Here is a 20,010-nt window from a genome sequence, read left to right on the forward strand (position 1 = left end):
CGCCGGGCTCTAGTTCACAGGGCGAGCACGGCGGCGGCCATCGCGGTCGTGGCGTTCAGGTCCTTCATCCACAGTGGCGCAGCAGTTGAGCGGATGCCGGCGGCCGCCAGCGCGGGCAGCGCCGCGGCATCCGTTTCATCGACGAGCCAGGCGTCGAGCAGCCCACCTCGATTGCGGGAGCCGTAGTGCAGTCCGACGGCGAGGGCGCTCGTTTCGACTCCGATCGTGCGCAGGCAGGCATCGGCCATACCGCGCACGGCCGCGCCGCCGATGATCGGGGATACCCCGACCACTCGGGCGGTCGTGGAACGCAGGGCGTCGCGAACGCCGGGCACGGCCAGAATTGTGCCGATCGACACGACTGGGTTTGAGGGCGGAAGCACGATGAGGTCGGCCGTTCGGATGGCTTCACGCACGCCGGGGGCTGCGACCGCTTCGGCCAGCCCGCGCTGCTTGAAACCGGTTACGGCCACCTGCGCCCGGTAACGCACCCACCATTCCTCAAAATGAATATAGTCACCGGCTGCGTGCTCATCTACATTCTCAGCGAGGCATACGTAAGTCTCGACGGGTTGGTCGCTCATCGGCAGCAGCCGCACTCCGGGCTGCCAGCGTTGGCAGAGAAACGCGGTCGCTTCGCTCAGGGTTGACCCGTTTCGCAGCAGATCGGTACGCACGATGTGCGTGGCGAGGTCGAGATCGCCGAGGGTGAACCACGACCAGCCCCGGCCATAGGCGGCGATCTCCGAGGAAGTCCGCCGGGTTTCCTCGGGACGGCCCCATCCCTGTTCCTCATTGATGCCGCCGCCGAGGGTGTACATGACGGTATCGAGGTCGGGGCAGATACGCAGCCCGTCGAGCCACATGTCGTCGCCGGTGTTCACGATCACCGTCACGGCTGCGTCGGGGGCGGCTGCGGCGAGGTGGGCCAGTAGCCCGCGGGTGAAGCGCGCACCGCCGACGCCGCCGGCCAGCACGGTCACGTTCCTCATGAGTTGCCTTTCGACGTGGCGGCGGAATACACGATGACCGGGTGCCCGCCGCGCGGGTGTTGCAAAATGAAGCAGTCCACGCCGTAGACGGCGCCGATGATCTCGGGGGTGAGCACCTCGTCGGGGGTGCCCGTGGCTACGAGCCGGCCGCCATCGAGTAGCAGAAGCTGGTCGCAGTACGCCGACGCGAGGTTGAGGTCGTGCAGGGCCATGATCGCCGTCACTGCGAGCTCACGCACCTGCCCCAGCAGAGCGAGTTGGGTGCTGACGTCGAGGTGGTTGGTCGGTTCGTCGAGCAGCAGCAGGCTCGGCTGCTGCGCCATGGCCCGGGCAATCTGCACGCGCTGCTGCTGCCCGCCGCTCAGGGTCTGCCAGTACCGGTCGGCCAACGGTGCCGCGCCGACGGCGTCGAGTGCGCTGAAGGCGACGGCGTGGTCGTCGTCACCGCCGAACGATCCCATCAGCTTGGTGCGGTGGGGGATGCGGCCGAGTAGCACGACGTCGAGCACGGTCAGTTCCACGCTGGGCGCCGCATTCTGTTCGAGCAGCGCGATACGGCGGGCCGCTTCGCGCCGGGACAACGACCCGACCGAGGCGCCGTCGAGGGTGACGGTGCCGGTATCCGCTTTGTCGATGCCGGCGATCAGCCGCAGCAGGGTGGATTTGCCGGCACCGTTCGGCCCGAGCAGACCGGTGACGCTGCCGGTGGGCAGTGACGCCGAGACGTCCCGCAGTATTCTGGTGTCGTCGATGGCGAACGACAGCTGGTCGAGGTCTACGCCCATAGGTGCGACTTCTTTCTCTTGATCAGCAGAATGAAGACCGGCACGCCAATGAACGCGGTGATGATGCCCACCGGAAGTTCGCGCGGATCGAACACCGTGCGTGCGAGCGTGTCGGCGATGACCAGAAACAGCGCGCCGCAGACCGCTACCAGCGGCAGGAGCCGGCGGTGCCCCGGGCCGCTGACGCCGCGCACGAGGTGGGGCAGAATAAGCCCGACGAATCCGATCGACCCGCTGACGGCCACCATCGCGCCGGTCAGCAGCGCGACCGATCCGAGCAGCGCCCAGCGGGTGCGGTTCACGTCGATGCCCAGGCTTGCCGCCGAGGTGTCACCGAAGGCAAAGGCGTCCAGCCGGGTCGCCGACAGCAGGATGCCCGTGCCCACGACGGCCACGGCCGTCGCGGCGATCGCAACGCTCTGCCAGGTGGCGCCGGCCACCGAGCCGAGCAGCCAGTTGAGGATCTCGCGGTAGGAGTCGCCCTTGGCGGCCCAGAAGATGATGAATGACGTCAGGGCGCCGGCGAGCTGCGCGATGGCGAGCCCCGCCAATACGGCTCGCACCGGGGTGATAGTGCCGCCGACCTTGGCGATGCTCAGTGTCGCTACGAGGGCGAGTAGAGCGCCGGCAAAAGCCGCCGCCGGCAGAAAAAAGCCGATTCCGAGAATCACAACGCAGACCGCGCCGACGGATGCCCCGCTCGAAAGCCCGAGCAGGTACGGGTCGGCGAGGGGGTTGCGCGTCACGCTCTGCATCACGGCGCCGCTCAGCGCAAGGCCGGCGCCGACTAGCGCAGCCGTGAGAACGCGCGGCAGTCGCAGCTGCCAGACGATCGAGTCGATGAGGATCGGAACCGGTTCCGTCGCGAAGCCGAGGTGGGCGCCGATGCTGCCCATGACCTGTGCAAAGGACACGGCGGCCGGCCCAATGGTCACCGCCACCCCGCACCCCAGAATCAAAGTGATGGTGGCCGCGAGAAGCCACCCGAGGTATCTGCTCCGGGTCACCGCAGTTCCCGACTGGACCAGATCACTCGTTCAGGTCGGCTAGCTGGGTGATCGTGGAGGACGCCGCTTCTACATTGCGGATGCCGGCCTCGGTCGAGGCAAACGGCAGGATGATGTAGCGCTGGTTCTTCACGGCATCGAGCACTTGGGTGGCCGGGTCCGATTCGAGGTGGGCGATCTTCGAGGCGGCCGTGTTCCACGTGGCGTCGACCAGCACAATGACACTCGGGTTGGCCTCGATGACCGATTCCCAGCCCACCGAGGTCCAGGTGTCGCTCACGTCAGCGAAGATATTGCTCAGGCCGGCGGCCTGCATGATCATTTCCGGCGAGCCGATGCCGGCGCCCACGTAGGGCGTGGTGGTGCCGCTGGAGTACCAGAGGGCGGAGGTGTCCGTGGAGGTCGGTTCGAGCGCAGCCAATTCGTCCTTCAGGGCGTTGACCAGGTCGGCAGCGACGGGCGCTGCCCCAAAGATTGCGCCGGCCTCCTCAATTTCGGTGAACACGGTGTCGAAGGTGAGGGGGTTCGGCATCCGCTCGCCCTTGCAGGCCGCGGGGGAGACGTAGGTGCTTACGCCGAGCGCCGTGAGGGCGTCACGTTCTCCCGCACCGTCCGCAGTGAAGTTGGATTCCCAGCCCCCGTAGATGAAGTCGGGGTTGAGCGCGAGCACGGCCTCCTGACCCGGCAGGAAGTCGCTGATCACGTTGAGGTCGGCGCCTGTCGTTTCGAGCGACTCTGGCAGCGGGCCGTCGAGAAAGGCTGAACCCACGATGCGGTCACCGACGCCGAGGGCCAGTAGCAGTTCGGTCGCCGACGATTTGATCGACACGATGCGTTCGGGGGCGGCCGTGACGGTAACGCTCGTGCCGCAATTGTCGACCGTGATCGGGTAGTTCGCGCTGGCTGCCGGCGCGTCAGTGCTGGTGGCGGCGGGGGCGACCGTGGCGGCGCATCCGCTGAGCAACAGGGATGCGGCGGCCAGCGCAGCGAGGCGCACGACAATTCGTGGCATGGGGTTTCTTTCGACTCTGTGCGGCCCCATGCTCCAGGCAAATCAGGCGCAAACTGGCACGCTGTTGGTGACACAGCAGTGATGGACCTCAGCCCAAATCCAGGCCAGCAGAACCGGTCAAAGCAAACCGGTGGTCTGCCTCAACCCTAGGCCCCCGGCAGGGCTACGACCAGCGCGCAGCGACCGGGTGCACAGCGGCATCACGCGGATGCGCCGCGGCGAAGAGGGCCTCGGCCACAGGTCGTATGTCGTCGGGCAGGGCGCCGGCGGTCACTCGAATGAACTCGGGGCCACCGGTGTTCGCCAGAAACGGCGAGCCACCGGCCACGCGAATGCCCGACGCGGTGAGACGCACCATGGCGTCACGTTCGCTTGGCACCGGCAGCCAGAAGCCGAGACTCATGTCGGGGGCGATGCTGATTTCGGCGGAATGGTCGTCTTCGATCACGATGGTGTCTGCGCTCGCCGCAGTCGTGCGCAGCAGCTGGGCCAGTTCTTCGGCCCGATGCGCCGTCATCGACGCTCCGGTGGGGTTGTGCGCGCGCGGCTGCAACAGCACAACCGCCGGGCCGAGCTCCAGTGCTGCAGTGAAGCCGGCCGGCAGCCACGTGGGCGCGGTGTCCTGCACGAAGGTGCCACCGCGTCCGCGTGACGTGATCAGGCCGACCGCAGAAAGCGCCTGCCAGGCGTGACTGACCGTGGCGGGGCTCACGCCGAGCTCGCCGGCCAGCACTCGAACGGTGGGCAATCGGTCGCCCGGTGCGAGCCGACCGGAGGCAATCAGCCGACCGATGGCCGCGGCAATCCCTGCGGGGAGCGCTGCTCGATCTCGCCGATAAAGTCCTGCATTGCCCTTGCCTCCGGGTGCCCTGGCCGACAGGATAACTAATGCGTGCGATACACAGAAAAACACATTTGAAATGTTTACGTCAATGAATAACAACACGAACAGCGCGGTTCGTCTTGCCCCTTGACTAACGAAAGCAAGTGGAGGGCACAGCATGAGTGTTGACAGTGGAAACATCGTTCGAACAGCGATCACCCAGGCGACCTGGACCGGCGACGAAGAATCCATGATCCAAAAGCACGAGGGTTTCGTGCGTACCGCGGCCACCCAGGGCGTACAGGTCATCTGCTTTCAGGAACTCTTTCATGGCCCCTATTTCGGCATCGTGCAGGACGCCAAGTACTACGACTACGCTCAGGCCGTGCCGGGCCCTATCGTCGAGCGCTTTCAAAAGCTCGCCGCCGAATTCACGATGGTCATCGTCGTGCCGATATACGAAGAAGAACAGCCCGGTGTGCTCTACAACACCGCAGCGGTCATCGACGCCGACGGAACCTACCTCGGCAAATACCGTAAGCACCACATCCCTCACCTGCCGCAGTTCTGGGAAAAGTTCTACTTTCGCCCCGGCAACACCGACTACCCGGTCTTCGACACGAAGTACGGCAAGATCGGCGTCTACATCTGCTACGACCGCCACTTTCCCGAGGGCTGGCGCGCACTCGGCTTGAACGGCGCCGAGATCGTATTCAACCCCTCGGCCACCAAGCCCGGCCTGTCCAACCGCCTGTGGGAGCTCGAACAGCCGGCCGCAGCCGTGGCCAACCAGTACTTCATCGGCGCCAACAATCGCATCGGCAACGAAGAGGCCGAGTTCGGCGCTGAGGCCGTGACGTTCTACGGCAGCTCCTACTTCGTCGACCCCACGGGCAACTACGTGGGCGCGATCGCGTCCACTGACATCGAGGAGATCGTCGTGCGCGACCTCGACCTCGGCGTGATCCGTGAGGTGCGCAACTCCTGGCAGTTCTACCGCGACCGCCGCCCCGACTCCTACGAGACGCTCGTCGCGCCCTAGCTGCGACTGATTAGAGCGGATGCTATGAAGACTTTGATCAAGAATGGCACCGTGGTCAACGCCACGGGACGAGGGCTCGCCGATGTGCTGATCGACGGTGAGAAAATCGCCGCGGTGCTCGCGCCGGGCGCGAACCTGCTCGGCTTCGATGTGGCGGCCAATGTCGACCGCGTCATCGACGCCGGCGGCAAATACGTCATTCCGGGGGGCATCGACGCCCACACCCACATGGAGATGCCATTCGGCGGCACCCAGGCCAGCGACACCTTTGAAACCGGCACACGCGCCGCTGCCTGGGGCGGCACCACGAGCATCGTCGATTTCGTCGTGCAGTATGCCGGCGAGAGTGTGCTTGAGCGCTACGCCGCCTGGCAAGAGAAGGCCTCCGGCGAGTGTGCCATCGACTATGGTTTTCACCAGATTCTCTCCGACGTGCAGGACAGCTCCCTCACCGCTATGGACGAGCTCGTGAACGAGGGCGTCTCGAGCTTCAAACTGTTCATGGCCTACAAGGGCGTGTTTCTCAGCGACGATGGCCAGATCGTCAAGGCCATGCAGCGGGCCGCCCAGAACGGCAGCATGATCATGATGCACGCCGAGAACGGCAGCGTCATCGACCTGCTCGTGCAGCAGGCGGTCGCTGCCGGCAATACGGGTCCGCTCTACCATGGGCTCACCCGACCCTGGCAGGCCGAGGAAGAAGCCACGCACCGGGCGATCATGCTCGCCGACCTCACCGGAGCACCCCTTTATATAGTGCACGTCTCAGCCAAGCAGGCCGTAGCCCAAATCGCGTCGGCCAGGGACAACGGTCAGAACGTGTTCGGCGAGACCTGCCCGCAGTACCTCTACCTCTCGCTCGAGGACAACCTGGGTGCCGAGAGCGACGAGTGGGGCCGTTTCGAGGGGGCCAAGTGGGTCTGCTCCACACCGCTGCGCGCCAAGGCCGAGGGGCACCAGCACCACATGTGGCAGAGCCTGCGCACCAACGATATCCAGATGGTCTCCACCGACCACTGCCCGTTCTGCATGAAGGGTCAGAAAGACCTGGGACTGACCGACTTCTCCAAGATTCCCAATGGCATCGGCTCGGTCGAACACCGCATGGACCTCCTGTACCAAGGCGTCGTCGATGGCAAGATCTCGCTCGAACGCTGGGTCGAGGTGTGCTCAACCACCCCGGCGCGCATGTTCGGCATGTACGGCCAGAAGGGTGTCATCGCGCCCGGCGCCGACGGCGACGTGGTGATCTACGACCCGAACGGGCACACGTCCATCGGTTTGGAAAAGACACACCACATGAACATGGACTATTCCGCCTGGGAGGGTTACGAGATCGACGGCCACGTCGACACCGTGATCTCCCGCGGCAAGGTCATCATCGACGATTCCGCCTACCTCGGCACCAAGGGCGACGGTCGTTTCATCAAGCGCGGCCTGAGCCAGTATTTGATCTAGTGACAGTCTGATCTGAGGCGATGACATGGATTTTGGAGCAGTGCTACAGACCAACCCGCCGTCGGCGCGCACCGTGCAACTGGCCAAACTGGCCGAGGCACACGGCTTCAGCCATGTCTGGACCTTCGACTCGCACCTGCTCTGGCAGGAACCCTATGTGATCTACAGCCGTATCCTGGCCGAGACCAGCAGGATCATCGTCGGTCCCATGGTCACCAACCCGGCCACGCGCGACTGGACGGTTACGGCGTCGACCTATGCGACCCTCAACGAGATGTACGGAAACCGCACCATCTGCGGCATCGGCCGCGGAGACTCGGCCGTGCGCACCACCAATGGCACCCCGACCACACTGAAGACCCTGCGCGAGTCGATCCACGTCATTCGGGAGCTCGCCAACTCCCGCCCGGTCGAATACAACGGCGCCACGGTGCAGTTTCCGTGGAGCCGCGGCTCCAACCTCGACGTGTGGGTCGCCGCTTACGGTCCGCTCGCGCTCAAGCTCGCCGGAGAGGTCGGCGACGGCTTCATCCTGCAGATGGCCGACCTCGATGTCGCCGAGTGGATGATAGCCAGCGTGCGCACCGCTGCCTCCAATGCCGGCCGGGACCCCCTGTCGATCAAGTTCTGCGTCGCCGCCCCCGCCTACATCGGAGAGGACTGGGAGCACATGCGCAACCAGTGCCGCTGGTTCGGCGGCATGGTCGGCAACCATGTGGCCGACATCGTGGCCAAGTACGGCGCCGATTCGACCGTGCCGACGGCGCTCACCGACTACATCAAGGACCGTGAGGGCTACGACTACAACGAGCATGGCAAGGCCGGCAATGAGCACGCCGCTTTCGTGCCGGACGAGATCGTCGACCGGTTCTGCCTGCTCGGCACCGCAAAAAACCACATCGAGAAGCTCGAGGCGCTCAAAGAACTCGGTGTCGACCAGTTTGCCGGGTACCTGCAGCACGACAATAAAGAAGAAACGATGCGCGTCTACGGCGAAACCGTGATTCCGGGCCTGACCGACACCATTACGGCCAGAAAATAGCATTCATCATCTCCACCACCAATACAGAAAGCCAGCGATATACGTGACTGACACCAGCACCAAAAGCCTCAATACGCACACCAGCGAACTCGACCGCGCGCACGTTTTCCACTCCTGGTCGGCGCAGGCGGCGCTGAAGCCGCTCGTCATCGCCGGTGGGCTCGGCTGCCGCGTCTGGGATCACGACGGACGTACCTATCTCGATTTCTCCAGTCAGCTGGTGAACGTGAATATCGGCCACCAGCATCCGGCTGTCGTGAAAGCCATCACCGAGCAGGCCGCCGTGCTGACGACCATCGCGCCGTCCACCGCCAACCTCACCCGCGGTGAAGCGGCCAGGCGCATCACCGATCGTGCCCCGGCCGGGTTCAACAAGGTCTTCTTCACCAGCGGCGGAGCGGATGCCAATGAGAACGCCATACGCATGGCCCGCCTCCACACCGGCCGCGACAAGGTGCTCTCGCTCTACAGGTCGTACCACGGCAACACCGGAGCGGCAATCGTCGCCACCGGCGACTGGCGCCGCATGCACAACGAGTATTCGCGCGGCCACGTGCACTTCTTCGGCCCGTTCCTGTATCGCAGCGAATTCTGGGCGGCCAGCGAGGCCGAGGAATGCGCGCGTGCCCTGCACCACCTCGAACGCGTCATCCAGAGTGAGGGCGTTGCCTCGATCGCCGCCATTCTGCTCGAGTCCATTCCCGGCACCGCCGGCATCATGATGCCGCCGGCCGGTTACCTGCCCGGTGTGCGCGCGCTCTGCGACAAGTACGGCATCATGCTCATCCTCGACGAGGTCATGTGCGGCTTCGGCCGTACCGGCCACTGGTTCGCGTTTCAAGCGTACGACGTCGTGCCCGACCTGATCACCTTTGCGAAGGGTGTCAACTCCGGTTATATACCCACCGGTGGTGTGATCATTTCCGATGCCATCGCGGATACCTTCGACGAGACGGTCTTTCCCGGCGGGCTCACCTACAGTGGGCATCCGCTCGCCATGGCGTCGATCGTCGGCGCGCTCGACGCGATGGAGGCCGAGGGCATCGTCGAGAACGCCGCCCGCATCGGCCGCGACGTGCTCGAGCCGGGCCTGAAGGCGCTGCAGGCGAAACACCCGATTATCGGCGAAGTGCGCGGTGTCGGCGTCTTCTGGGCGCTCGAACTTGTGGCTGACCCGGCGACCCGAGAGCCGGTGAGTGCCGCCGTCATGACCCGGGTGAAGGGCGAACTGCTCGGCCGCGGCCTGCTGTCGTTCCTCGTGGAGAACCGCATCCACGTTGTGCCGCCCTGCGTCGTCACCGATGCCGAGGTGGCTGAAGCGCTCGCCATCTATGACGAGGTTCTCAGCCTCGCCCTGCTTTCCTAACCGATCCACGGAAAGGCTCAACCATGACCGACGTCCCCACCATTTCGCACTACATCAACGGCGCAGCAGCCGTCGGTACCTCTTCGCGCACCGCGCCGGTGTTCAACCCGGCCACCGGCACAGTCGCCAAGAACGTGTTGCTCGCGAGCACTCGCGACCTCGATACCGCCGTCGCGGTCGCCCAGGCGGCCTACCCGGCCTGGCGCGATACGAGCCAGGCCCGTCGGCAGAGCATCATGTACAACTTTCGCGAGCTGCTCAATGCGCGCAAGGGTGACCTGGCCGACATTCTCACCGCCGAACACGGCAAGGTGACCTCAGACGCGCTCGGTGAGATCATTCGCGGGCTCGAGGTCGTCGAATTCGCGCTCGGCATGCCGCACCTGTCCAAGGGCGAGTATTCCGAGAACGTCTCGACCGGCGTCGACGTCTACACGCTGCGCCAGCCGCTCGGCGTCGTGGGCATAATCAGCCCGTTCAACTTTCCGGCGATGGTGCCGCTCTGGTATTTTCCGATCGCCATCGCGGCCGGCAACACTGTCGTGCTCAAGCCGAGCGAGAAAGACCCGTCTGCGGCGAACTGGCTCGCCGCACTGTTCACCGAAGCCGGGTTGCCCGCGGGAGTGCTCAACGTCGTGCACGGTGACAAAGAAGCGGTCGACGCTCTGCTCGTGCACCCCGACGTGCAGGCGATTTCCTTCGTCGGCTCGACGCCCATCGCCCGTTACATCTACGAGACGGCGGCCAAGCACGGCAAGCGTGTGCAGTCCCTCGGCGGCGCGAAGAACCACATGCTTGTGCTGCCAGACGCCGATCTCGACCTCACAGCGGATGCCGCCGTCAACGCCGGTTTCGGATCCGCCGGTGAGCGCTGCATGGCCATCAGCGTCATCGTGGCTGTCGAGCCAGTCGCCGACGACCTCATCGCGAAGATCGCCGAACGGGTCAAGGGCCTCACGGTCGGAGACGGCACCCGCGGCTGCGACATGGGCCCGCTGATCACGAAGGTGCACCGCGACAAGGTCGCCGGGTACATCGACATCGCCCAGAAAGACGGAGCTGACATCGTCATCGACGGTCGGGATATCACAGTTGACGGTGACCCCAACGGTTTCTGGCTCGGCCCGACCCTGTTCGACAAGGTCAGCGTCGACTCGGCCGTCTACCTCGACGAGATCTTCGGACCCGTGCTGTCGATCGTGCGCGTGGCGACGTACCAGGAGGGCCTCGACCTCATCAACGCCAGCCAGTACGGAAACGGCACCGCGATCTTCACCAACGACGGCGGCGCCGCTCGCCGGTTTCAGAACGAGGTGCAGGTGGGCATGATCGGCATCAACGTGCCCATTCCCGTGCCGGTCGCGTACCACTCCTTCGGAGGCTGGAAGAACTCGCTGTTCGGTGACGCCAAGGCTTACGGCCCCGCCGGGGTCAACTTCTTCACGCGCGAGAAGGCCGTGACGAGCCGTTGGCTCGACCCAAGCCACGGCGGTATCAACCTGGGCTTCCCTCAGAACCAGTAACGCCGAGGTAGCCGACCTATTTCACCGTGTGAGACTGTTGCACCTGCAACGCTTGGGCTCGAAGGGCGTCAAGTACGGTGCGCACCGCTAGGCGCTCCGCTCGGTCGGGGCGCATGAGCGCCACGATCTGGCGCTGGGATTCGATGCCCCGCAGGGGCTTCAACACGAGTCGGCCCGGCTGGCCCCCGCTGGAGGTATAGCGCGGTACGAGGGCGATGCCGAGCCCGGCAATCACAAACGACTCGATCAAGGCGAGGTCGGCAAAGCGCTGCGCCATTGACAAGTGAGCGCCGGCTTCCTGCTCGATCGCGTGCAGAATACGCTCGAACGGGTAACCGTCGCTCACCCCGATCCAGGTCTCCCCGATGAGGTCGCTCGGGCGCACCCAGGCGCGATCAGCAAGCGGATGCCCCACCGGTAGCCCCACATCCAGCGGCTCGGTCATCAGCGGAACGACCGTGAGGCCCCGGCCGGCCCAGGACAGCTGCCCGCTCATCGAGTGGGCCAGCACAATGTCATACTCGGCGGTGAGGGCGGGAAAGTCGCTCAGTTCGGGATCTTCGTCGGCGCAGTTGAGTACGAGCCCGGGCCCCAGGTCTTTAATGACCCCGGGCAATAGCATCTGACCGGCCGTTGGAAAGGTGACGAGGCTCACTTCGCCGGTGGCGTTGTTGCGAAATTCGTCCCAGAGCGCGGTCGCCTTCGCGAGCGACACCGCGACATCCGTTGCACTGCGAGCCAGGGCGCGGCCAGCATCGGTGAGTACGAGGCCACGCCCGTGCCGCTGGGTGAGCGGCAGGCCGGCTTCGCGCTCGAGCACCTTGAGTTGCTGGGAGACGGCCGAGGGTGTGCGGTGCGTGGCGAGGGCGACGGCCGTGATGCTGCCGCGGTCGGCGAGTTCACGGAGCAGTTCCAGTCGCTGCACGTCCATGTAGCTAGTCTAAATAATCCATGCAGAAAAAAGCGATTGTGCTGCACGGTCAGGGGTGGTCAAATAAGAGAGTCTTACACGAGCAGTGTCGCCTCCGTGCCGGGCCAGTCCACTTCTTGTGAAAGGCACCTCGTGTTCATTCTCCTCGCCATCGTGCTCGTTGCCGTTGCTTCAATCATTGCCCTCGTCATCGAGGTGCACCGCGACGGCTACCGCCAAGTCGAGCGTCGCAACCTCGTGCGCATCTTCTAGCACGGGGCGCCGGCTGGGCATGCCCTAAACTGAGATTTGTGACTGATACACGGCAGAAACTCATCGACTTCATCTCGGCCGAGGCCGTTTTTCACGGAGATTTCGTTCTCACCAGCGGTAAGAAGGCCACGTATTACGTGGATCTGCGCAGGGTGAGCCTCGACCACCGGGTTGCCCCGTTGATCGGGCAGGTCATGCTCGACCTCATCAAGGATGTTCCGGATGTGGTTGCCGTTGGAGGCATGACCATGGGCGCCGACCCGATCGCCGCTGCGGTCCTGCACCAGGGTGCCGCCCGCGGCGCGACCTATGACGCGTTCGTCGTGCGCAAGGAGCCCAAGGACCACGGTCGCGGCCGCCAGGTTGAGGGCCCCGACCTCGCCGGCAAGCGTGTGATCGTGCTCGAAGACACCTCGACCACCGGTGGCTCTCCCCTCGCCGCCATCGAAGCCCTTCTCAAGGTCGGTGCCGAGATTGCTGGCGTCGCCGTCGTGGTCGACCGCAACACCGGTGCCCGCGAAGTGATCGAGGCTGCCGGCTACCCTTACTTCGCCGCGATCTCCCTTGAGGACCTGGGGCTCAACTAGTGCCACCAGACGACGACGAGCGGGGAATCGACTGGCTCGCGTCGCAATTGGGGCAAAGCTCCGAAGACTCAGCTCACGATGACTCAGCTGGCGATGACTCAGCTGGCGATGACTCAGCTGACGAGATGTCGGTTACTGACGCAGTGGATGCCGCCCCGCTGGTGACCCGGTTCGGCCGCCGCTCCCGTCGCGCCAAGCCGGTGCCGGCGCAACCGGAGGTCTCCGAGCGTCCGGAACCGTCCATCCCGGCAGCGCTGGCTGGATCGGCTCCGGCTGGACCAGCACCGGCTGGACTGGCACCGGCTGGACCAGCACCGGCTGGACCGGCTCCGTGGTGGACGACACCGCTGCCGCAACCGGCCGACGCCCCGGTCTCTGAGGCTCTGCCCTCTGCGCACTCGGAGTCATCAGACAATGTCGTGTCGGTCGTTGACGTCGGGCACGAAGTTGTCCCGTCCGACGAGGTTGAGCCAGAATTTGCCGCGACGCCCGGTGCCGAGACCGCGCCCGCCCCGGCGTCGAGTGACCGTTTAGCAGAAGCAGAAGCAGAAGCAGAAGCAGAAGCAGAAGCAGAAGCAGAAGCAGAAGCAGCAGCAGCCGAAGCCGACCGGCCGACGGAGATTGTGCCGGTAGCGGGAGTGCTCGCCTCACCAGACGGTACCGAGGCAACCAGCGCCGAGGCGCCGAGCCGCCACCGGTCCAGGAGCCGTGCTCCCGGAAGCACGCAGGCCGCTTTGGTCTGGACCGTCGTCGGATTACTCGCACTCATCGTGCTCGCGGGATTGTTCTATCTCGGCCAGCGGCTGGTCGCGAGCCCGGTGGCGGCGCCGGCACCGACCCAATCCGCGACGCCGACACCAACGCCGACCCCCACACCAACGCCGACCCCGGAGATCACGGCGGCGCAGCCTGCCGGGGTAAACGAGTGGAACACCCTGTTCGGTGGCGAGTGCCTCGAACCGTACGAGTCCCCGTGGGCGGAGGACTTCACGGTCTTCGATTGTGCAGCCGCACACACGGCCCAGCTGGTATATCGCGGCAATTTTGGCGGCGATGCGACCACAGCCTTTCCGGGGGAGGCCGCGTTGGCCGCCCAGATCAACCTGCTCTGCACGGCGCCCGGCATCCTCGACTTGAACGCGGCCGGCGCCTACCCGACGCTGCAGATGCAGGGGAGCTATCCGATCAGCGAAGAACAATGGACCGATGAGCCGCGCTACTACTACTGCTTCGCGAGCAGCGCCGCAGCTGAGCCGCTCACGGCGAGCATCATGGGCGCCGGTCCGACCGCCTGAAGCCGGCGCGAGCCTGGCGCACAGACGGATCGCTCGACAACCGGCGGGGAGGAGTTAGCTAGATCTCGTCACTTTCGATCGGATCAGTCGAGAGCAGCTCGTGCACGCCGGCCACGATCTCGTCGGGACGAAACGGGTACCGGTTGATCTCGGCCGCGTCGCTGATGCCGGTCATCACGAGAATCGTGTGCAGCCCGGCCTCGATGCCGGCAACGATGTCGGTGTCCATGCGGTCACCGATCATGCCTGTGTTCTCGGAGTGCGCACCGATCTTGTTCATCGCCGAGCGGAACATCATCGGGTTGGGCTTGCCGACGACGTAGGGCTCCATGCCGGTGGCCTTGGTGATCAGCGCCGAAATAGCGCCGGTCGCCGGCATCGGGCCGTCCTTGCTCGGTCCGGTCGCATCCGGGTTGGTCGAGATGAACCGCGCTCCGCCGAGGATCAGCCGGATCGCCTTGGTGATCGCCTCGAACGAATAGTTGCGGGTCTCGCCGACCACCACATAGTCGGGGTTGGTCTCGGTCATGATGAACCCGGCCTCGTGCAGCGCTGTCGTGATGCCGACCTCCCCGATCACGAACGCAGTGCCGTTGGAGACCTGAGACTTCAGAAAGTCTGCTGTTGCGAGGGCGGAGGTCCAGATACGGTCCTCGGGCACGTTGAGCCCGCTTGCGCGCAGCCGGGCACTCAGATCGCGCGGCGTGAAAATAGAGTTATTGGTGAGCACCAGAAACGGCGTGCCCGCGTCGGTCCACTGCTGCAGCAGCTCGGCCGCCCCCGGGAGGGCTTGGTTCTCGTGCACGAGCACACCGTCCATGTCGGTGAGCCAGCATTCGATTTCGTCGCGTCGTGCCATCAGGCGCTCCTTTTCGTCGTCTTCAGCCTAGCCTCGCCAAGTTTCACCACGGTAACCGGCAGTACACAAATAAGCGGATGCCGCACTCACTCAGGCGGTCACCCAGATCGACGCTGCCGCAGCCGTCGTCAGCAGCCGGTTCTGGCCATCCGCTAGAACGATGGTCAGCGCCGCTGCCAGAGTGAACTCGGTGCCGGGTCCGATCAGATCGGCGGCGAGTTCGCGCAGCACGGCCGGGTCGCGGTCGCTGATGCGCAATACGGTGCCCGTATACCCGACCGTGACCCCCGCCAGCAGCACGGCCGGCGGTCGAAGCACGGTGCCATCGGCGAACGGAATCGGATCGCCGTGCGGATCGTGCGCCGGAAACCCGAGCCGCGCATTGATGGCCTCGAGCAACCGGTCCGAGATAGAGTGCTCGAGAATCTCGGCCTCGTCGTGCACCTGGTCCCAGTCGTAGCCCATCTCGCCGACCAGCCAGGTCTCGATCAGGCGATGCCGCCGCACGACGGCGGTGGCGCGCAGCCGGCCGGCATCCGTCAGCGCCAGCGGACCGTAGGGAACGTGGGTGATGAGCCCGCTGGCGGCGAGCTTCTTCACCATTTCCGTGACGGATGACGGTGCCAACCCCAGCCGTAGGGCGAGCGCCGAGGGAGTGATCAGGTCGGGCTGCCACTCGGTGTGGGCATAGATGGTTTTGAGGTAGTCCTCGGCCGCGCCGGTCGTGTGCGTCATGTCTATTTCAGGCTACCGGTCAAGCCCCGGTGAAAACGAGTACGAGCAGCACGACGTTCAGACTGACGAGGGCGAGGGCACAGACGACCCCGGCGGCGGTCGTGAACCAGCGGTTGGTGAAGGTGCCGAGGAGGCCATGCTGCGCGGTGAGCCAGACCAGCGGAATCAGGGCGAACGGAATACCAAAGGACAAAACCACCTGGCTGAGCACGAGCGCCTGGGTCGGGTCGAACCCCACACCGAGAATGAACAGCGCCGGAATCAGCGTGACCAATCGGCGCAACAGTAGAGGGATGCGCACGTGCAGCAGGCCGTGCATGATCTCGGCTCCGGCGTAGGCACCAACCGAGGTCGAGGCCAGGCCCGAGGCGAGCAGCCCGATAGCGAACGTTGTCGCAATCGCTGGCCCGAGCGTGTCTTTCAGGGCGGCGTAGGCCCCTTGCAGGGTGTCGGTTCCGTCCACACCCTGCAAAGCGGATGCCGCCAACAGCAAGATCGCCAGGTTCACCGTTCCGGCGATCGCCATGGCAATCGTGACGTCCCACTTCGTGGCCCAGAGCAGGCGGCGAGTAGCGACGACGCCTTGCCACTCTGGAAACCGGTCGCGGGCGAGCGACGAATGCGCGTAGATGGCGTGCGGCATGATCGTGGCGCCCAAGATCGATGCGGCGAGCAGTACCGAGTTGGAGCCCTCGAACCGCGGTACCAATCCGGAGAGCACCCCGCCGGCCTCGGGCGGCGAGAAGAACACACCAGCGGTGAAACCCACGGTGATGATGAGCATGAGCGCGATGATGACGCGTTCGAAAATGCGGGGGCCGCGACGAGTGTGCACCATGAGCACGATCATCGAGACCGTGCCGGTGATCACGCCGCCCCAGATCAGCGGCAGGTTGAACAAGAGGTTGAGCGCAACGGCACCGCCGATGATCTCGGCCAGGTCGGTGGCCATGGCGACCAGTTCGGCCTGAATCCAATACAGGCGCCGCGCCGTGGGCCGTTTCATGCGCACCCCGAGAATCTCGGGCAGGCTCGCCCCGGTGACAATGCCGAGTTTGGCGGACAGATATTGGATGAGCCAGGCCATGACGTTGCCGGCCACGACCACCCAGACCAGCAGATAGCCGTAGCGGGCACCGGCGGTCATATTGCTCGCGACGTTTCCCGGGTCGAGGTAGGCGACCCCGGCAACGAGAGCCGGGCCCAGAAGCCAGAGCAGCCGGCTGGAGGCGACCGTAGTCGGAGCTTGGGAGAGCAGGCGATCGGTAGCGGCAGCATCCGTTTTAGTCATGCCGAAACCATAGCTAGACTTTCGGCCAACCGAAAGCCCAAATGTGAGGGCTGTGGGCAGGTTACGGTTAAGTAGTGACCGAGCCAGCCGCCCCAACCTTCGCCGCCGACAACTCCACGCCCGAGCGATCCACCTACGGCGTCGGCCCGTGGCCGGGGGAGTGGCCGAGCGAGGAGCGCTACGACGCCGACCTGCTCGAGCACGGTGACACCCGAAACGTGATCGACCGCTACCGCTACTGGAACATGGCGGCGATCGTGGCTGACCTGGACGAGCACCGGCATCCGTTTCACGTAGCCATTGAGAACTGGCAGCACGACATGAACATCGGCTCCATCGTGCGCAGCGCCAACGCGTTCGGCGCCGACACCGTGCACATCATCGGGCGTAAACGGTGGAATAAACGCGGCGCCATGGTCACCGACCGCTACCAACACGTTTTGCACCACAGTGATGTCGCTGCCTTCGTCGGATGGTGTGCCACTGAATCGCTGCCGGTGATCGCTATCGACAACGTGCCCGGCAGTGTCATCATCGAGACCTTCACCTTTCCCGAACGCTGCGTTCTGCTGTTCGGCCAGGAAGGCCCCGGACTGTCGGATGAGGCTATCGCCGCCGCTGATTCCATCGTCGAAATAAGCCAGTTCGGGTCGACCCGGTCGATCAACGCTTCGGCCGCCGCGGCCGTCACCATGCATTCCTGGGTGGTTCAGAACCGGTTCTGACCTTTTCTGCATTCGGTGACGGTTTGGGGCTAGCGTGACGGTATGACTGCGATCACTGACGATCTTCCCGCCCGGCTCCTTCACGAAGAAAACGCCGGCTGGCAGGCCATCCTGGGTGGGCAGGGCGGCGCGTACTATCAGCGCGAAATGACCGACGACGCCCTGATGATCGTGCCCGGTGCCGTCATCACTCGCGACCAGGTCACCGCATACTTCGACCAGGCGGCTCCGTGGGAGAGCTACGGCATTCACGAGCCCGCCATCATCCGCCTCGGTGAGCACGCCGGTGTCGTCGTCTACAAGGCGATCGCCCGCCGGGGCGAGGTGGTCGCCGAGTTGAACATGTCGACGACCTACCTGTTCGTGAACGGCGGCTGGCGCGTCGCAGCCCGGCAGCAAAGCCCGGCCTAGCGTTTTCGGCCCACCGGGCCCGTCGCCGGGGTGAGGGCACCTGGGCCTTGGTAGGATTCAGTGTGACCGGCGACAATTTGATTTCTGAGCCCGAGACCCTTCTTCCCGCGGAACCGGAGGTGCTCGAGGCCCTGCGCCGAACCGCGAGGAGCGAGATCGCCGCGGTAGCGCAGGTGCACCCGACCTCTCCGCTGGCCTGGGCTGAACTGGCCGATGCCACCCACGCTGAGGGTCGACTCCTGGAGTCGTACGCCTACGCCCGGGTCGGCTACCACCGCGGACTCGATGCCCTGCGCAAGGCCGGCTGGCGCGGCCACGGTCCCATTCCGTGGCGTCATGAACCCAACCGCGGCGTGCTGCGCGCCCTGTTCGCGTTGCGCCGGGGCGCCGAAGAAATCGGTGAGTCCGACGAGGTCTCCCGCCTGACGGCTTTTCTGACGGATGCCGATGCGAGCGCTATTTCCATCATCGCCACCCTGTACACCGGCAGCCCGGGCTTCGACCCGGCGCCGCCCACCGAAGCTTTCGTTATTCGAGGAGAAGACTAGATGCCCGCGATCGTACTCATCGGAGCCCAATGGGGCGACGAGGGCAAGGGTAAGGCCACCGACCTGCTCGGCAGCCGGGTCGACTATGTCGTCAAGTTCAACGGCGGCAACAACGCCGGCCACACCGTCGTCGTCGGCGACGAGAAGTACGCGCTGCACCTGCTGCCGTCGGGCATCCTGAGCCCCGGAGTCACCCCGGTCATCGCCAACGGCGTCGTCGTCGACGTTGAGGTGTTGTTTGAAGAGCTCGATGCATTGTCGGAGCGCGGCGTCGATGTCTCGCGGCTCAAGGTCAGCCTCAACGCGCACGTCATCACCGCATACCACCGCACCCTCGACAAGGTCACCGAGCGTTTTCTCGGCAAGCGCCAGATCGGTACCACCGGGCGCGGTATCGGCCCCGCCTACGCTGACAAGATCAACCGTGTCGGCATCCGCGTACAAGACCTGTTTGACGAGAACATTCTGCGCCAAAAAGTGGAGGGTGCCCTCGACCAGAAGAATCACATGCTGGTCAAGGTCTACAACCGTCGCGCCATCGAGGTCGAGGAGATCGTCACCGAACTGCTCAGCTACGCTGAACGCCTGCGCCCCATGGTCATCGACACCGCCCTGCTCCTGCACCAGGCCTTGAATGCCGGCAAGACCGTATTGTTCGAAGGTGGCCAGGCCACCATGCTCGACGTCGACCATGGCACGTACCCTTTTGTCACGTCATCGAACGCTACCTCGGGCGGTGCCGTCACCGGTTCGGGTATCGCTCCGAACCGCATCGATCGGGTCATCGCCGTCGTCAAGGCCTACACGACCCGCGTGGGCAGCGGTCCGTTCCCCACCGAACTGTTCGACGAGTCGGGCGATTACCTGCGCGCTAACGGGTTCGAGTTCGGCACCACCACCGGGCGCCCGCGCCGTTGTGGCTGGTACGACGCTCCGATCGCCCGCTACACCGCGCGCATCAATGGCGTCACCGACTTCGTGCTGACCAAGCTCGATGTGCTCACCGGTCTGGCCGAGATCCCGGTCTGCGTGGCGTACTCGGTTGATGGTGTGCGCGTCGACGAAGTGCCGGTCTCGCAGAGCGACTTTCACCACGCCGTTCCGATTTACGAGAACTTCCCCGGCTGGACCGAGGACATCACCGGCGTGCGCACGTTTGACAAGCTGCCGCAGGCCGCGCAGAACTATGTACTCGCGCTCGAGAGCATGAGCGGATCGCGCATTTCGGCGATCGGCGTCGGCCCCGACCGTGAAGCCATCGTGGTGCGTCACGACCTGATCGACTAGATCTGAATCGCCAACCGGGCCCGTAATGTGCCCGGTTGG

The 20,010-nt window shown here is 65.0% G+C and carries 20 protein-coding genes; 11 read left to right on the forward strand and 9 right to left on the reverse strand.

The window, feature by feature from the left end; all coding sequences use genetic code 11:
* Positions 1–14 precede the first annotated feature (14 nt).
* The 5 genes from cofD to CXY83_RS10925 form a co-directional block, all read right to left on the reverse strand.
* The gene (cofD, locus tag CXY83_RS10905; protein ID WP_104197359.1) at positions 15–992 is read right to left on the reverse strand and encodes a 2-phospho-L-lactate transferase; all 978 of its coding nucleotides are present in this window, start codon (positions 990–992) and stop codon (positions 15–17) included.
* Positions 989–1,777 (reverse strand): ABC transporter ATP-binding protein, encoded by a 789-nt coding sequence (locus CXY83_RS10910; RefSeq protein ID WP_104197360.1) that lies wholly within the window; start codon positions 1,775–1,777, stop codon positions 989–991. The genes cofD and CXY83_RS10910 overlap by 4 nt, the downstream gene beginning before the upstream one ends.
* On the reverse strand, positions 1,768–2,784 hold the full coding sequence (locus CXY83_RS10915; protein ID WP_104197361.1) for a putative F420-0 ABC transporter permease subunit: 1,017 nt from the start codon (positions 2,782–2,784) through the stop codon (positions 1,768–1,770). The genes CXY83_RS10910 and CXY83_RS10915 overlap by 10 nt, the downstream gene beginning before the upstream one ends.
* A 22-nt stretch (positions 2,785–2,806) precedes the next feature.
* Complete coding sequence (locus tag CXY83_RS10920) at positions 2,807–3,796, reverse strand: putative F420-0 ABC transporter substrate-binding protein (protein WP_104197362.1); 990 nt, start codon at positions 3,794–3,796, stop codon at positions 2,807–2,809.
* Positions 3,797–3,959: 163 nt separating this feature from the next.
* Entirely contained in the window at positions 3,960–4,601 is a 642-nt protein-coding gene (locus CXY83_RS10925; RefSeq protein WP_255408769.1) for a GntR family transcriptional regulator, read from the reverse strand.
* 196 nt (positions 4,602–4,797) lie between these two features.
* On the opposite strand from CXY83_RS10925, the gene CXY83_RS10930 reads away from it, so the two are divergent.
* Genes CXY83_RS10930 through CXY83_RS10950 form a run of 5 tightly spaced genes read left to right on the forward strand, consistent with a single transcriptional unit; the run spans position 4,798 to position 11,050 of the window.
* Positions 4,798–5,661 (forward strand): nitrilase-related carbon-nitrogen hydrolase, encoded by an 864-nt coding sequence (locus tag CXY83_RS10930; RefSeq protein ID WP_104197364.1) that lies wholly within the window; start codon positions 4,798–4,800, stop codon positions 5,659–5,661.
* A 24-nt stretch (positions 5,662–5,685) separates the two neighbouring features.
* Entirely contained in the window at positions 5,686–7,119 is a 1,434-nt protein-coding gene (gene hydA / locus CXY83_RS10935; RefSeq protein ID WP_104197365.1) for a dihydropyrimidinase, read from the forward strand.
* Positions 7,120–7,144: 25 nt separating this feature from the next.
* Positions 7,145–8,161: a TIGR03842 family LLM class F420-dependent oxidoreductase gene (locus CXY83_RS10940; protein ID WP_104197366.1), complete on the forward strand. Its 1,017-nt coding sequence runs from the start codon at positions 7,145–7,147 to the stop codon at positions 8,159–8,161.
* Positions 8,162–8,204: 43 nt separating this feature from the next.
* Positions 8,205–9,527: an aspartate aminotransferase family protein gene (locus tag CXY83_RS10945; RefSeq protein WP_104197367.1), complete on the forward strand. Its 1,323-nt coding sequence runs from the start codon at positions 8,205–8,207 to the stop codon at positions 9,525–9,527.
* 23 nt (positions 9,528–9,550) lie between these two features.
* Entirely contained in the window at positions 9,551–11,050 is a 1,500-nt protein-coding gene (locus tag CXY83_RS10950; protein ID WP_104197368.1) for a CoA-acylating methylmalonate-semialdehyde dehydrogenase, read from the forward strand.
* Between the two features lie 16 nt (positions 11,051–11,066).
* Here CXY83_RS10950 and CXY83_RS10955 read toward each other — a convergent pair whose 3' ends face one another.
* A complete protein-coding gene (locus CXY83_RS10955; protein ID WP_104197369.1) occupies positions 11,067–11,981 on the reverse strand; it encodes a LysR family transcriptional regulator in 915 nt (304 codons plus the stop codon).
* A 290-nt stretch (positions 11,982–12,271) separates the two neighbouring features.
* Here CXY83_RS10955 and pyrE point away from each other — a divergent pair, with 290 nt between their 5' ends.
* On the forward strand, positions 12,272–12,820 hold the full coding sequence (pyrE, locus tag CXY83_RS10960; protein ID WP_104128650.1) for an orotate phosphoribosyltransferase: 549 nt from the start codon (positions 12,272–12,274) through the stop codon (positions 12,818–12,820).
* A 125-nt stretch (positions 12,821–12,945) separates the two neighbouring features.
* Positions 12,946–14,115, forward strand: coding sequence for a hypothetical protein (locus CXY83_RS17865; protein WP_199184953.1), 1,170 nt, complete (start codon positions 12,946–12,948; stop codon positions 14,113–14,115).
* A 58-nt stretch (positions 14,116–14,173) separates the two neighbouring features.
* Here CXY83_RS17865 and CXY83_RS10970 read toward each other — a convergent pair whose 3' ends face one another.
* The 3 genes from CXY83_RS10970 to CXY83_RS10980 form a co-directional block, all read right to left on the reverse strand.
* The gene (locus CXY83_RS10970) at positions 14,174–14,974 is read right to left on the reverse strand and encodes an HAD-IIA family hydrolase (protein WP_104197371.1); all 801 of its coding nucleotides are present in this window, start codon (positions 14,972–14,974) and stop codon (positions 14,174–14,176) included.
* Between the two features lie 90 nt (positions 14,975–15,064).
* The gene (locus tag CXY83_RS10975; protein ID WP_104197372.1) at positions 15,065–15,709 is read right to left on the reverse strand and encodes a metal-dependent transcriptional regulator; all 645 of its coding nucleotides are present in this window, start codon (positions 15,707–15,709) and stop codon (positions 15,065–15,067) included.
* 19 nt (positions 15,710–15,728) lie between these two features.
* Complete coding sequence (locus tag CXY83_RS10980) at positions 15,729–17,000, reverse strand: Nramp family divalent metal transporter (RefSeq protein ID WP_104197373.1); 1,272 nt, start codon at positions 16,998–17,000, stop codon at positions 15,729–15,731.
* A gap of 74 nt (positions 17,001–17,074) precedes the next feature.
* Between CXY83_RS10980 and CXY83_RS10985 the strand changes: the two genes are divergently transcribed.
* The 4 genes from CXY83_RS10985 (at position 17,075) to CXY83_RS11000 (ending at position 19,971) form a co-directional block, all read left to right on the forward strand.
* A complete protein-coding gene (locus CXY83_RS10985) occupies positions 17,075–17,725 on the forward strand; it encodes a TrmH family RNA methyltransferase (RefSeq protein WP_104197374.1) in 651 nt (216 codons plus the stop codon).
* 42 nt (positions 17,726–17,767) lie between these two features.
* Positions 17,768–18,136 carry a nuclear transport factor 2 family protein gene (locus CXY83_RS10990; protein ID WP_104128644.1) on the forward strand — a complete coding sequence of 123 codons (369 nt, stop codon included), beginning with the start codon at positions 17,768–17,770 and terminating at the stop codon, positions 18,134–18,136.
* A 62-nt stretch (positions 18,137–18,198) separates the two neighbouring features.
* Positions 18,199–18,684 (forward strand): DUF3151 domain-containing protein, encoded by a 486-nt coding sequence (locus tag CXY83_RS10995; RefSeq protein ID WP_104197375.1) that lies wholly within the window; start codon positions 18,199–18,201, stop codon positions 18,682–18,684.
* Positions 18,685–19,971: an adenylosuccinate synthase gene (locus CXY83_RS11000; RefSeq protein ID WP_104197376.1), complete on the forward strand. Its 1,287-nt coding sequence runs from the start codon at positions 18,685–18,687 to the stop codon at positions 19,969–19,971.
* Positions 19,972–20,010 lie beyond the last annotated feature (39 nt).

The sequence above is a fragment of the Cryobacterium sp. M15 genome, assembly GCF_002929675.1.
GTDB classification, from domain to species: Bacteria; Actinomycetota; Actinomycetes; order Actinomycetales; family Microbacteriaceae; genus Cryobacterium; species Cryobacterium lyxosi.

Excerpts from the sequence above, each read along its gene's own strand:
- CXY83_RS17865 (WP_199184953.1), top strand. The coding sequence starts at position 12,946 with ATGTCGGTTACTGACGCAGTGGATGCCGCCCCGCTGGTGACCCGGTTC.
- CXY83_RS10930 (WP_104197364.1), top strand. The coding sequence starts at position 4,798 with ATGAGTGTTGACAGTGGAAACATCGTTCGAACAGCGATCACCCAGGCG.
- CXY83_RS10975 (WP_104197372.1), bottom strand. The coding sequence starts at position 15,709 with ATGACGCACACGACCGGCGCGGCCGAGGACTACCTCAAAACCATCTAT.
- CXY83_RS11000 (WP_104197376.1), top strand. The coding sequence starts at position 18,685 with ATGCCCGCGATCGTACTCATCGGAGCCCAATGGGGCGACGAGGGCAAG.
- cofD (WP_104197359.1), bottom strand. The coding sequence starts at position 992 with ATGAGGAACGTGACCGTGCTGGCCGGCGGCGTCGGCGGTGCGCGCTTC.
- CXY83_RS10940 (WP_104197366.1), top strand. The coding sequence starts at position 7,145 with ATGGATTTTGGAGCAGTGCTACAGACCAACCCGCCGTCGGCGCGCACC.
- CXY83_RS10990 (WP_104128644.1), top strand. The coding sequence starts at position 17,768 with ATGACTGCGATCACTGACGATCTTCCCGCCCGGCTCCTTCACGAAGAA.
- CXY83_RS10970 (WP_104197371.1), bottom strand. The coding sequence starts at position 14,974 with ATGGCACGACGCGACGAAATCGAATGCTGGCTCACCGACATGGACGGT.
- CXY83_RS10910 (WP_104197360.1), bottom strand. The coding sequence starts at position 1,777 with ATGGGCGTAGACCTCGACCAGCTGTCGTTCGCCATCGACGACACCAGA.
- CXY83_RS10950 (WP_104197368.1), top strand. The coding sequence starts at position 9,551 with ATGACCGACGTCCCCACCATTTCGCACTACATCAACGGCGCAGCAGCC.
- CXY83_RS10920 (WP_104197362.1), bottom strand. The coding sequence starts at position 3,796 with ATGCCACGAATTGTCGTGCGCCTCGCTGCGCTGGCCGCCGCATCCCTG.
- CXY83_RS10955 (WP_104197369.1), bottom strand. The coding sequence starts at position 11,981 with ATGGACGTGCAGCGACTGGAACTGCTCCGTGAACTCGCCGACCGCGGC.
- CXY83_RS10980 (WP_104197373.1), bottom strand. The coding sequence starts at position 17,000 with ATGACTAAAACGGATGCTGCCGCTACCGATCGCCTGCTCTCCCAAGCT.
- hydA (WP_104197365.1), top strand. The coding sequence starts at position 5,686 with ATGAAGACTTTGATCAAGAATGGCACCGTGGTCAACGCCACGGGACGA.